Annotated in this window: 10 protein-coding genes; 3 read left to right on the forward strand and 7 right to left on the reverse strand. The window is 72.0% G+C overall.

Annotation, left to right across the window (positions count from 1 at the left end; all coding sequences use genetic code 11):
* From FPZ41_RS39925 to FPZ41_RS50470, 6 genes are all read right to left on the reverse strand, one after another.
* Positions 1-532 (reverse strand): radical SAM protein (locus FPZ41_RS39925; RefSeq protein ID WP_194236387.1); only part of this gene is annotated, 532 nt, incomplete at its 3' end.
* Between the two features lie 247 nt (positions 533-779).
* A complete protein-coding gene (gene fxsA, locus FPZ41_RS39930) occupies positions 780-1,001 on the reverse strand; it encodes an FxSxx-COOH cyclophane-containing RiPP peptide (RefSeq protein ID WP_152868928.1) in 222 nt (73 codons plus the stop codon).
* A 26-nt stretch (positions 1,002-1,027) separates the two neighbouring features.
* Positions 1,028-4,402, reverse strand: a complete 3,375-nt coding sequence (locus tag FPZ41_RS39935) for an SAV_2336 N-terminal domain-related protein (RefSeq protein WP_152868930.1) — start codon at positions 4,400-4,402, stop codon at positions 1,028-1,030.
* A 196-nt stretch (positions 4,403-4,598) separates the two neighbouring features.
* The gene (locus FPZ41_RS39940; protein ID WP_152868922.1) at positions 4,599-5,636 is read right to left on the reverse strand and encodes an AAA family ATPase; all 1,038 of its coding nucleotides are present in this window, start codon (positions 5,634-5,636) and stop codon (positions 4,599-4,601) included.
* Between the two features lie 133 nt (positions 5,637-5,769).
* A complete protein-coding gene (locus tag FPZ41_RS39945; protein ID WP_228023311.1) occupies positions 5,770-8,094 on the reverse strand; it encodes a VMAP-C domain-containing protein in 2,325 nt (774 codons plus the stop codon).
* A complete protein-coding gene (locus FPZ41_RS50470; RefSeq protein ID WP_228023312.1) occupies positions 8,094-8,714 on the reverse strand; it encodes a CU044_2847 family protein in 621 nt (206 codons plus the stop codon). Before FPZ41_RS50470 ends, FPZ41_RS39945 begins: the two co-directional genes overlap by 1 nt.
* A gap of 228 nt (positions 8,715-8,942) precedes the next feature.
* Here FPZ41_RS50470 and FPZ41_RS39955 point away from each other — a divergent pair, with 228 nt between their 5' ends.
* The 3 genes from FPZ41_RS39955 to FPZ41_RS39965 all read left to right on the forward strand — a co-directional run bounded on the left by FPZ41_RS39955 (position 8,943) and on the right by FPZ41_RS39965 (position 11,668).
* Entirely contained in the window at positions 8,943-9,125 is a 183-nt protein-coding gene (locus FPZ41_RS39955; protein ID WP_005312030.1) for a DUF6104 family protein, read from the forward strand.
* 388 nt (positions 9,126-9,513) lie between these two features.
* Positions 9,514-10,560 carry a DUF4097 family beta strand repeat-containing protein gene (locus FPZ41_RS39960; protein ID WP_152868924.1) on the forward strand — a complete coding sequence of 349 codons (1,047 nt, stop codon included), beginning with the start codon at positions 9,514-9,516 and terminating at the stop codon, positions 10,558-10,560.
* Position 10,561: 1 nt separating this feature from the next.
* Entirely contained in the window at positions 10,562-11,668 is a 1,107-nt protein-coding gene (locus FPZ41_RS39965) for a PadR family transcriptional regulator (RefSeq protein WP_152868925.1), read from the forward strand.
* A 79-nt stretch (positions 11,669-11,747) separates the two neighbouring features.
* On the opposite strand, the gene FPZ41_RS39970 is transcribed toward FPZ41_RS39965, so the two are convergent.
* Positions 11,748-11,996: Clp protease N-terminal domain-containing protein (locus tag FPZ41_RS39970; RefSeq protein WP_194236386.1), on the reverse strand; the 249-nt coding region annotated here is incomplete at its 5' end.

The raw sequence follows: 11,996 nt of genomic DNA on the forward strand, positions 1-11,996 counted from the left end.
GGGCGAGGAGCGAGTCGTATGTGTCGATCGGGTCCAGGGTCGGGTCCACGACCGTGAGGATTCCGGCGTACGACGACGGGAAGCGGTCCGCGAGCAGGCGGGCCCCGCGCACGGCCGCGGGCCAGGACGGGCGCCCGGCGTGGTCGACGCGCCGTGCGTTGTGGGCGGGCAGGCCGCCGTCGAGGCTGATGCCGACGCGGATACCGTGGTCGGCCAGAACCGCCACCCGCTGCTCGGTGAGGAGCGTGGCGTTGGTCTGGACGGTGGCGTGCACCGCGCAGTCGGGCGGGACCCGGTCGCGTACGAGACCGGTGAAGCGGGCGAGCGTGTCCGCGCCCGCCAGCAGGGGTTCGCCGCCGTGCAACACGAGCGACAGCGCCTTCAGGGCGTGGGCCCGGGCGTGTTCGGCGATACGGGTCGCCGTGCGGTCCAGGACGGCCGGCGAGGCGGCCGCGGGGCGGGTGCGCCAGGAGTGGTCGGGGCCCTCGTAGAGGTAGCAGTAGCGGCAGGCGAGGTTGCAGCGGCCGTGCATCTTGACGATGAACTGCCGGAACGGGGTGGGGTTTTGGGATGCCGGGTGGGGAGCGACCTGTGCAGACACTCCGGCACCCCCATGCTGTACGGCCCGCACCAGCGCGCCACGGCCCCCTACCCGTGCCCGGGCGTATTCCCTGACCGGGAACCGACAAACGCCGGCCGGCTCCCAGCTGGCCGGATGGGCGAGTATTTCGACCTGAAGTGACGCCCTGTGAGCTGCGCGGTCCCGGTCTCTCTCGCCCTCAGAACGCGTTGTTGAACCCCCACAGCATCTCGCTCGGCTGCGCCGCCCGCTCCCGCAGATCCTCCAGCACCTCACGCAGCACCGGATGCTGGATCGTCCTCAGCTCCGCCAGGTCCAGCTCCAGCAGGTCCGGGAGCGGAGCCTGCGGCCGGCCCGGGTCCGTGACCTCGGCGGACAGCTGCTTCTCCGGCTCGCGTGCGGGCTCGTCCCGTATGTCCATCCTCAGCCCCTCTTCCCTCTCCCCCGTCACTCCAGCTCCGCCAGCCGCTGTGCCGTCTGCCGTGCTGTCGGCTCGCTGGTGCTCACCATGTCGTCCGGCAGTCGCGCCCACTCCGCACGGGCGGACCGATAGGCATCCTTGGCCGCGCGTGGGCGGGCGGCCGCCTCGAAGGACATACCCCGCCAGTGGTGTGCCTGCGCACCCAGCTCCACGGCGTCCTGGCGCCGCCGGTCGATCTCGGCCACCTCCTCCGCCTCACGGGCCGACTCCGCGGCGCTGCGGAACGCGTCCACCGCCTCGTCGAGGCGGGCCGGACGGTCCAGGCTCTGGTACGCCTCGAACTGGGCCTGGCCCAGTTCGAGCCAGCAGCGGGCCGCCAGCAGGGCATCGTCCGCGTCGGCCGCCGCGAGCCCGAAAAGGTACTCGGCCTCGCGCAGGTCGACACGGTCGCCCCGGCCGCGGTACCGGAGCATCAGGGCGCGGCCGAGCTGGAGGATGCGGTGGGCCAGCCGGTCACTGCCCGCCGGGGTCTCCCTGCGGCAGTCGCGCAGGACGCGGATCGCGCGGGACAGGTGGTCCGGGGAGCGGGCGCCGGTCTCCAGCTGCGCCCGGCGCAGCAGCACGTCGCCCCATTCGGCGAGCACGTCGGCGTGGGCGGAGGCGTCCCGTGGCATGCGGTGGGCGGCATCGCCGAAGCGGGCGGCCGCGTCCTGGAGTTCGAGCGGGTCGCCCGAGTCGGCGTACCGGGCCACGTGGATGCGCCCGGCGCGCACCAGGAGCGCGGCGCGCAGGCCCTGTTCACGGGTGACGGCGAGCGCCTCGTCGACGCGGGACCCGACGTCGTTCAGGTCGCCGCCCGCCCTGAGGAGCGCGTCGACCAGGTCGAGGAGGATACGGACGCGTTCGCGTGCCGTCTCCGGGCCGGCCGTTCCGTCCTCCGAGGCTGCCTCCAGCGCCGCGCGCAGCGACTGGGCACCCTGTTCCGCGTACCCGCGGGCCTGCTCGGGGTCGGCCGTGGCGTCGGACAGGCGGAGCAGGATCCGGCCGTGAGCGAGCGGGAGTTCGGGCGGACGCTCACCGCGGTCGGGCCAGGCGTCGGCGAACGCCTCCAGCATGCCGACCGCGCTCTGGAGCAGCGCGCTGTCCCCGCCGAGGCACGCCTGGGTCTCCAGGGCGCCGACTCGTTCGAGAGTGAGCCGCAGCGCCTCCTTGTCGTCGTCCAGGTGGGGATCGGCGCAGGCCACCGCGTACTCCCGGTCGGCGCGCCGCAGCAGGTCGAGCGCGCCCCGCCGGTCGCCGTGACGCCTGCGGTCGGTGGCGGCCGAGCGCAGCACCCTGGCCAGGACGGCTCGTTCGCGTACGGCGCCGGGGTGCGCCACGGCCCGTTCGGCTGCCGACTCCGCCTCGCGCAGCAGGTCGGCGCCGCCCTGTACCTCCCACAGCCGCAGCAGGCAGTGGGCGTACTCGGCCCACAGTTCGGGATCCCGGTCCGTGGGCTGCTCATGTTCGGTGGCGCCGCGCAGGAACTGCACCGCGTCGATCAGGTCCTGCACCATGCCCTCGCGGTCGAAGCGGGCGAGCAGATCGCGGGCCCGGTTCACCGCCTGGTGTGTGAGCCGCTCCTCGGCCGGTCCGGTGCGCTCCCGGCTGCCGTAGAGCGCCAGTTGCCGGGGCAGCGGCATGAACCGCTCCAGGACCCGTACGGCCACCTCCGCGAAGGGCTGAGGGACCAGGTTCGCCGCGCCGTTGAATCCGTTCTCGCCGGTCCCGCCGGGGTAGCCGGCACCGGGCCCGTACGGGCGTCCGGCGGCCTCGCTCCGGTCGCCGCCACCGTCGCCGCCGTCGCCGCCTCCGCCGAGCTGGGCGAGAGCGAGGGCCGGGAAGTTGGGCCCGCCCTTGCCGAAGCGCTGTTCGATGTACTCCGAGCAGTGCTTGAGGACCAGCATGGCCTCGTCCCGGCCCAATGGGGACAGCAGCGACTCCTGCACGCCCGGCGCGAACTCGTACCACTGGGCGCCGTCCGTGCCGTACTCCTGCCTGGCGCGGGTGAGCAGGCCGCTGAGCAGGACCTCGGCGAGTTCGGACGGGCCCGAGTCGGGCAGCATCGTCCGCTGCACGAGCTGCATCACCGGCAGACAGAGCGGGGCAGCCGCCAGGTAGACGGCGAGGCGGCCCGCGGCCGGGGAGGCGGTGGCGCGGAACCGGCTGACCAGTTCGAGTGGGGAGGGGCGGCGCCCGGCGCGCGCCGCCGGGGAGGGTGGCTGGTCCGCGCGCACCCAGCCGACCGCACCGGCCACCGGACCCGCGCCGGCCCCGGACAACAGCCGCGCCCATGCGCCGAGCGCCACCGGCTCGGGCGGCAGCACGGGCACGGGGAGCGCGCCCTTGCGGTTCTCCGGAGTCCGTCCGGTGGCCGTGCGCACGCGCAGCGCGGCGGCGCCGCCGAGCGCCTCACCCCGGGTCAGCTCGCCGTAGGTGACGGGCAGCCGGGTGCGGTTCCACATGCGTTGCGGCAGCGGCTGGAGTACGGCGGCGGGGGCCTGCCGGGAAAGCTGGTGCAGCAGCCGGTGGGCCTGGCCGGTGTGCCAGAGCGGGCCCGCGCAGTCGCTGACGAGGAGGGTGATCCGGCGTCCGGTGGGATCGCTCAGCCGGTCCGTGGAGTGCAGCGGCGCCGCGTACGCCTCCGGGCTGCGGCTGACGGCCGGCGCGCCGTCCGGGACCTGGTGGAGATGACTGACCTGGATGTCCCAGAAGGCGCCCAACTGGCCGAACAACTGCTCCAGTTCGGCGAACATTCGGCCCCATACACGCATCGACGACGAGGCGTCCATGACCAGTTGCAGCCGTGCGTCGGCGCGGGTCACCGCCCGGTGGACCGGCAGGATCAGCCCTCCGGCCCGCGCGCTCAGCTCGGCCGTCGCGGTCTCGTCGAGCACCTTGCGCAGGGGCGGCGCGGCACTCCGGTAACCCTGCAAGGGCCGTAGTGCGCGCTGGAGTTCGAGTGGGGCGGGGAAGGCGGGGGCCGCCGGCACCCCCACCGGCAGCGCCGTCGCCCGGCCCTGCCCGCCGGTGCGGGGCGCACCGTGCTGCGGCACCGGGTCCGCCATGAACAGCGCCACGCGCCGGTCGCCCTCACCGTCGTACGGCTGGGGCCGCACGGGCGTGGGAGGGGGCGGGATGTCCGGTTCGCCGGGGGTCGTGACGGGGCCGCCGGGTGTCGGCGTACCGCGCGACACGGGCCCCACGCCCGGGTGGGTAGGCGGCTCGGTCTGCTCGTCGCTGTTCGCAGGCCGCGTCCAGCGGGCGAGCCACACGGCGTCGCACAGCGCCTCGGCGTCGGGGTCGAGGCCGATCTCCCTGAGCCGGGCGATGAGTTCGGCGATCGGGTCGCCACCGGGCATGTCGGAGGCTCCCCCGTTCCCGGGCACGTCGGATGCTCCGTCACCACCGGGCACGTCGGACGCTCCATCGCCACCAGGCACCTCGGACGCTCCATCGCCACCAGGCACGACGGAGTGTCCGGCATCGGGGCCCTCGCCAGGTGTCCCGGCGGAGGAACCCGGGCCGTGGGGCGCCGCAGCGTCGGGCATCAGCGCCTCACCTCGGGCGGTCGAGTCGCTGGATGAGCAGGTCAGCGAGTCGGTCGCGGCTGGTCGGGGCGGCCGCGTCGGTGAGGTAGATCGCGTTCAGCAGCTGGTCGGTGGCGAGGAGTTCGCTGCGGGAACGTTCCAGGAAATGGGTGATCAGATCGTCGCCGCGGCGTGCGGCCTCGTCGCCCAGGTGGGCGCGTACGAAGGTGGCGAGCCGTTTGTGGTCCGGCCGGCCGAGCTCCAGGTGGATGCAGCGGCGCATCAGAGGGGCCGGGAAGTCGCGCTCCCCGTTGCTGGTGAGGACCACGAAGGGGAAGGCGCGGCAGCGCACCCGGCCGTCACGCACCCGCACCTTGGCGCCGTCGGCGGTGAGCACCTCGGCCTCCCCGTCCGGCAGTCGGTCGGCGACGCGTTCCAGTTCGGGGATGGCGAACTCGCCTTCCTCCAGCACGTTGAGCAGGTCGTTCGGCAGGTCGATGTCGCTCTTGTCGAGCTCGTCGATGAGCAGTACGCGCGGTGTGTCGGACGGCAGCAGGGCGGTACCGAGGGGCCCGAGGCGGATGTAGCTGCCGATTCCCTCAACGGCTCCCGGGCTGCCGGGCGCGCTTCCGAACCCTCCCTGCGCGGCGATCTGCACGTCCTGGAGCCGGGCGATGGCGTCGTAGTGGTAGAGGCCGTCCTGAAGCGTGGAGCGGCTGACGACGGACCACTTGAGGACATTGCCCAGGCCGAGTTCGTACGCGACGGAGTGGGCCAGCGTGCTCTTGCCGGCTCCAGGGCTGCCGGTGACCAGGAGGGGGCGGCGCAGATAGAGCGCCGCGTTGATCATCTCCAGTTCCTCGGCGCCGGGGCGGTGCAGTTCGGCGAGGTGCCGGTGCGCGCCGAGACGGCGGTTCTGGGAGCCGTCCGCACCGGGTCCGGCGGTCTCCCGGCTCGCGAAGTCACGCCACGGCGGGGGTGGGGGCAGCCGGTCCATGCCGTCGTGGGGTTCCCCGGCGCCTCGGTAGATGAGCCACTCGCTGGATTCGGTCCTGGATTCGGTCATGGTCCGGTCCTCGTCGTCACTCGTCCGCCCCTGGCAGCCGTCGAACATGCATTGCGGTCCGTAGAACGTGCATCACCGTATCGATACACAGGAAGCCTGGTAAGTGCCCGGCGGACTCCGGGACTTGGCCGGATCATGGGGCCTCCAGCAGGTCACCACCAGTACCGGGCAGGGGCTGGTGCGGATCGTCGTAGAGCAGCGCAATACCGTCCGCCCAGAACGTCTCCGGGCGCCCCGCGCGTACTCCGGCGCGCAGCGTGCGCACCAGCTCCGGGAGCCGGTCGGCTCCGCCCGCGACCGCGACGGTGTCGCCCGCTCTCCGGTGGAACTCACCGCACACGGCGTCCCGTCCGCCACTCCAGCGCCGCCACAGAGCCACGCCGAAGCCGCCGTGCACGATCCGGGCGAGGGCCATCGTGTCGTCCTCGAAGCGCTGGTCGCCGTGGCGGCACAGCACCGGCACGGCGCCGGGATGCAGACCACGTAGTCGGTTCACAGTCGGTACGGGTATCCGTAATCCGTCGTCGCAGTCCAGGACTTCCCCCTTGGCGGCGTGGGCGTGCACCCAGTACCAGCGGGACTCGCGCTCGTCGTGGGCGTGAGGGGGGTGAAGGGTGTGAGGCGGGTCGTGGGGGGCAAGCGCGTCGTGCGCAGTATGTGCGGCATGTGAGGCATATGGGGCATGCATGCTGCGCGCAGCGTATGCGTCGTGTGCGGTATGTGTGCCAGGCGCATCACGTGGGTCGTACGCATCGCCTGCGCCGTAGGCCCGGTCGCGCTCGAAGGGCCAGAACTCTCCCTCGTCGAACGGCTGATCGCGGTCGGCACTGCGGACCACGACGGGACGGTACGTGCCCAGCGGGGGCTCGCCGGGTGCCAACTGCCACTCGTCCACGGCGACTCCGAGCAGCGCGTGTGGCAGCGCCACCTGGAGGACGGCGGGCCGTTCGCCCTCGTCGCACTGGCGGAACGCCTCGTCCAGAGCTCCGGCGAGGTGTTCGGGGAGCCTGTCCAAGGGGGCCTGTTCGGCCTCGTCGAGGCGCTCGATCTCCCCGCCCGGGTGCACCACGGAGACCCTCCAGTCGCAGTGGTCACGCTGCCAGCCGCGCTCCAGGAGTTCGAGCAGCGCGGTCCGGCGCAGCGCACCGCCGGCGGGCGCCTCCTCGTGCTCCATGCGCGCCGGGTCGGGAACCTCTGCCGGTTGCCCGGGCTGCCCGTGCCCCTTTCCTGGGGACGGCGGCACGGGAGCCTGCGATCGCTGCCGCATCCAATCCGTCCGCAGCCGCGCGAACCTGTTCCGGTGCTTCGAGGAGAGGCCCAGCGCGGCCTGGTGCACCCATTCCCACAGAGCACGCTCGGCGTCCTGGGTACCGGGCGTGGAGAACGGGCGCTCGGCGAACAGGACCCCCACCACGTAGTCGAGGAGGAGCTTCAACGCACCGTCCTGGCGCGCATTCGCGTACAGCGCGCCGAGACCGTCACGCCAGCCGCGCGGCGCCGGTGCCGGAACCGCGGCCTCGTGGTCCGGAAGGGAGTCGAGGAGGTCAAGCAGGCTGCGGGTGCTGACCGGAGGCGGGAGTTCCGCGAGCCGGCCGAGCAGCTCGACGCGCTCGACCGGGCTGAGAGTGCGCCCGGGGCGCGCGTGGAGCCGGCTCTGCGCGTCGGCCCAGGTGGGGCGGACGGAGTCGGCGTGCCGCTGCCTGTCCCGGTGGTAGCGGTCATGGGCGTGCAGGACCGCCTGGTACAGGTCGTCGTGCTCGGCGCGCATCTCGCCCCGTGGCACCGGCAGCGTCCGTAACTGCTCGACCCCCATGGAGGTGCCCCCGCTGCCACGGTCCGACCGCGACTTCAGGATGCCGACGACCTCGCCGCGCTCGGGATCGACCACCGGTCCTCCGGAGACGCCGAGGGGCAGGTCGTTGTCACCCAGCCGCATCTGCACCCCCGCCGACGCTCCGCGCACGCCGCCGTGCACCGAGAGCGGCCCGTCCAGGAGCACCAGCTGCCCGCCCAGCACGGTCCAGCCGGCGTAGAACACCTTGCTCTCGCTGTAATAGGCGGCGGGCCGCTCCGAGAGGTACACGCACTCGTGGTCGACGGGCTCGCGGAGCCGTACGAGGGCGAGGTCCGGAGCCGGCCAGGCGCCCTGTACGGGAAGCCCGGCGTACTCCGGGAGGGTGGCCGCCACTTCCCCGGCGACAGCGGTCGCACCGCGGCCCGGATCGGTCTCATAGACCACGGTGACCTCGCCCCCCTTCTCGCTCCTCGGCACGTGCGCGCAGGTCAGAACCCAGTTCGGCGCGACGAAGAAGCCGCTTCCAAGGAACGTCCCGGGCTCGTCGAGGGCATACCCGACCCCCGCCCGATGGATGCGCACTGTCGCGGCCATGACGAGTTCACGGAGCGCACTGTGGGCGTCACCGAGCCCGTCCGATGCGCCCGGGGCGTACCCGCCCATCACGCCCCGCTCCTGGTGACCGGGTCGCCCGCGCCTCCATGCACCGAAGCGCCGGGAGACGCGCCCGCGCGCGCATCACCGGGCCGACCGCCCTGGCCCGAGCGGGGAGCGGCTGGATCATGAGGAGACAAGCCGTGAGCAGACGAACCTTGAACGGACGAGCCTCGAATGGATGAGTCGCGAATGGATGAGTCGTGAATGGATGAGTCGCGATCGGGCAAGCCGGACGCGGACGAGTCGAGACCGGACGAGTCAACTGCGGGCGAGTCCGGATCAGGCGGCCCGCCGTTCCAGGTCAGCGTGACCTTGATACCCGCCTTGGCCTCGCCGTCCGCGAGGAGACCGACGACCTTGCCCGCCTTCGCCGTCAGCTCAATCCCGAACTCGACGCTGACCTCGTCCGGGCGGACCGTGCGCAGCGGTGCGGCCAGCGAGCGCGCGACGCTCGTGACGACCGACTGCAAGCTCTCGACCTGCGCCTCCACCCGGTCGGCGAACCCGGTGTCCGTGTACGACAACTCCCCGGACGGCACGGCCAGCTCCTCGGCCCCCGATATCCGGGCCCACACAGGCGTCCCGTCCGGCATCTCGATGCGCGCGACGCGCGTCACGTCCCCCATGGCATCCCCGTTCCCCCGTTCCCCTGAACCCCCCATGATCCCGCCTGCCCGGTGCGCAGGCCAGTGGCACGGGGCCGGCCCGCGAGGGCCCTCAAGCGCCCCACTGAGCCGCCTATCCTTTTCCTTGGCTTCCCTCCCAGGAAGTCCTCGCCCTTTCTTCCCGTAAGGGAAGAGTTCTTCCCGCGAGGGAGGACTCCCACCCCTCACAGAACCAACGGAGCACCATCCATGTACTTCACCGACCGCGGTATCGAGGAGCTGGAGAAGCGGCGCGGCGAGGAAGAGGTCACCTTCGAGTGGCTCGCCGAGCAACTGCGGACGTTCGTCGACCTGAACCCGGACTTCGAGGTGCCGGTGGAACGCCTCGCCACGTGGCTGGCCCGGCTGGACGACGAAGACGACGAGGAGTAGAACGGCGCCTTCTGCGCGCCGACAGCAGGGCGCTTTGTCGTTCGCCCCCCTTAACAGGCGGTGTGGCCACAGCGCGGGCAGCGCTGCGAGGCGCTGACAGCACTCACCTCAAGGAAGCCCCCGCCGGCCCGCCACGGGCGACGGGCTCACCCTCCGCCCGGCAGAGCAAGAACGCGCGGGGAGCAGAGAGGGATCGACAGCGGAGAGAGACCGAGAGCCTCAACCTCCAGGAGCTTGCCCTGACGCACCCCCACATCAGGGCATTTTGTCCGCATACATCCCCACGGGGTCACCAGAACGAGTGCCTTGACTTTCCATGACCGCGATATATCGTGAATAACGGAAGACGCGATATGGCGCGTCGCGCCCGGTCGAGGAGGTCAACACCATGTCCGAGTGGTCCGTCACCGAGCCGCGGAACCTCACATTCGACGACCCCGTGACGACGCTCCATGTGCGCATCGTCAATGGAACGGTGAACGTCGTGGGCACGGACGAGGGTTCCCCGCGCCTGGAGGTGTCCGACATCGAGGGGCCGCCTCTGACGGTGACGCAGGAGGGCGGCACGCTGACTGTGGCGTACGACGACCTCCCCTGGAAGGGCTTCCTGAAGTGGCTCGACCGCAAGGGATGGCGCCGAAATGCGCTGATCTCCCTGACGGTTCCGGCCCGCACACGCGTCGAGGTGGGCGTCGTGGGCGCGACGGCCGTCGTCTCCGGGCTCGACGGACGTACGGAGGTGAAGGGCGTCTCGGGCGACGCGACCCTGGTCGGCCTGTCGGGCCCGGTGCGCGCGACGACAGTCTCCGGGAACGTGGAGGCCCAAGCCGTCACCGGCAACCTGCGGTTGAGCTCCGTCTCCGGTGACCTGACGGTCATCGAGGGCTCCTGCCCGACCGTGAAGGCCGACTCGGTGAGCGGCTCGATCATCCTCGACCTCGACCCCACGAGCAGCCCCACGGACGTCGGCCTCACCAGTGTCTCCGGCGAGATCGCGATCCGGCTCCCCCACCCCGCGGACGCGGAGGTCGAGGCAAACACGGCGAGCGGCACGATCGCCAATGCCTTCGACGACCTCCGGGTCAGCGGCCCGTGGGGCGCCCACAAGATCACGGGCCGCCTGGGCGAGGGCAAGGGCAAGCTGAGGGCGACCACGATCTCGGGCTCGATCGCCCTGCTCCGCAGACCTCCATCGGAGGACGATTCGCCGACCACCCCGGCCTCCGCAACCTCCGCGACCACCCCGGCCTCCCCAACCTTCCAGGCCGCATCGAATTCCCCGACCCCTTCGCCCTCTTCAACCTCTTCGACCCCTTCGACCCCTTCGAACTCGTCGAACTCGTCGAACCTCTCGGAAGCGGAGGATCCGAAACCGGCCGGCACCGGATCCGGCGAGAATGCGTCCGACGGCACGACTGACAAGAAGGTTCTCTGACATGCCCCCGGTCTTCGCTCACGGACGCCTACGCCTCTACCTGCTGAAGCTGCTGGACGAGGCCCCGCGCCACGGCTACGAGGTGATCCGCCTCCTGGAGGAGCGCTTCCAGGGCCTCTACGCGCCTTCGGCGGGCACGGTCTACCCGCGCCTGGCCAAGCTGGAGGCCGAGGGCCTGGTCACGCACACCACCGAGGGCGGCCGCAAGGTGTACGCGATCACGGACGCGGGCCGTGCCGAACTGGCCGACCGCAGAGGCGAGTTGGCCGACCTGGAGCTGGAGATCCGCGAGTCGGTGGCGGAGCTGGCCGCGGAGATCCGTGCCGACGTCCGGGGCGCGGCCGGCGACCTGCGCCGCGAGATGCGCGCGGCGGCCTCCGAGGCGCGCAAGGGCACCAGGAGCGGGGCTCGAGAACAGGTCCCGCTCGGCGACTTCGGCGACTACACCGACAAGGAGGCCTGGCGCGCCGCGAAGGAGGAGATGCGTCGCGTCAAGCAGGAGTGGAAGGAGCAGGCCCGCCGCGCGAAGGACGAGAGCCGCCGGGCCCGTGAGGAGGCCCAGCGAGCCCGTCGCCAAGCCAAGGAGGCCCAGGAGCACGCCCATACGCAAGCGCAGGAGGAGTTCCAGCGCCTCGCCAAGCGCGTTCAGGAACAGGTCCAGGACCACTTCGCGCGGGGCGACTGGCCGACCGGGGTACGTGAGGGACTCTCCGAACTGGCAAAGGAATTCGGCGATTTCGGAAAGGACTGGGGCAAGGACTTCGGCTTCGGCCGCCCGGGAGCGACGTCCGACAAGGGCACGGACACGGGGACGGGGACAGGCACGGACACGGGCACGGCGGGGACATCCAAAACCGCCACACCCTCCCCGGACTACACGACCACTCCAGACGACTTCCCCGCCGAGTACGAGCCCGTCTGGGCCCACGAGGCCTCCACGGGCAATGCCGCCCGTGACCTCGACCGCCTCCTCGACCGCTTCCGTGACGACATCCGCGACGCGGCCCGCGACCACGGCGTCACAGAGGACCAACTCCGCGAGGCCCGCCGCCACTTGTCCACGGCAGCGGCCCACATCGGAGCGGCGTTGCGGACGCCCAAGGAGTGAGGTGAAGCGAGTGGCGTGCCGGGTGATATGCGGACGGTGACGTGTTGCGAGTGCCGACGAGGCGGCGAGCCTCAGGCCCTCAGCCGGCCCTCGCCTGCCCCTCGCCACCCCACAGCACACGTTCCACCGCCGCATAAGTCACCCCGTGATCCGCAAGGACTTCGGCGGCGACCCCGGGGCGGGCCGTGAGGGCCAGGAGGAAGTGCTCGTCTCCGATGTGACGGTCGCGATGGGCCAGGGCGACGCGGAGGGACTGGGTCAGCAGTTCCTTGGCACCAGAGGCGAAGGGACGATGACCGGCCCACCGGCCACCCCTCCCCTTCTTCCC

It is taken from the genome of Streptomyces acidicola, assembly GCF_009377235.1.
Lineage (GTDB): Bacteria > Actinomycetota > Actinomycetes > Streptomycetales > Streptomycetaceae > Streptomyces > Streptomyces acidicola.

Bases quoted from the DNA above. Each gene is read 5' to 3' on its own strand.
- fxsA (WP_152868928.1), bottom strand. From the start codon at position 1,001: ATGGACATACGGGACGAGCCCGCACGCGAGCCGGAGAAGCAGCTGTCC.
- FPZ41_RS39935 (WP_152868930.1), bottom strand. From the start codon at position 4,402: ATGCCCGGTGGCGACCCGATCGCCGAACTCATCGCCCGGCTCAGGGAG.
- FPZ41_RS39940 (WP_152868922.1), bottom strand. From the start codon at position 5,636: ATGACCGAATCCAGGACCGAATCCAGCGAGTGGCTCATCTACCGAGGC.
- FPZ41_RS39945 (WP_228023311.1), bottom strand. From the start codon at position 8,094: ATGGGCGGGTACGCCCCGGGCGCATCGGACGGGCTCGGTGACGCCCAC.
- FPZ41_RS50470 (WP_228023312.1), bottom strand. From the start codon at position 8,714: ATGGGGGACGTGACGCGCGTCGCGCGCATCGAGATGCCGGACGGGACG.
- FPZ41_RS39955 (WP_005312030.1), top strand. From the start codon at position 8,943: ATGTACTTCACCGACCGCGGTATCGAGGAGCTGGAGAAGCGGCGCGGC.
- FPZ41_RS39960 (WP_152868924.1), top strand. From the start codon at position 9,514: ATGTCCGAGTGGTCCGTCACCGAGCCGCGGAACCTCACATTCGACGAC.
- FPZ41_RS39965 (WP_152868925.1), top strand. From the start codon at position 10,562: ATGCCCCCGGTCTTCGCTCACGGACGCCTACGCCTCTACCTGCTGAAG.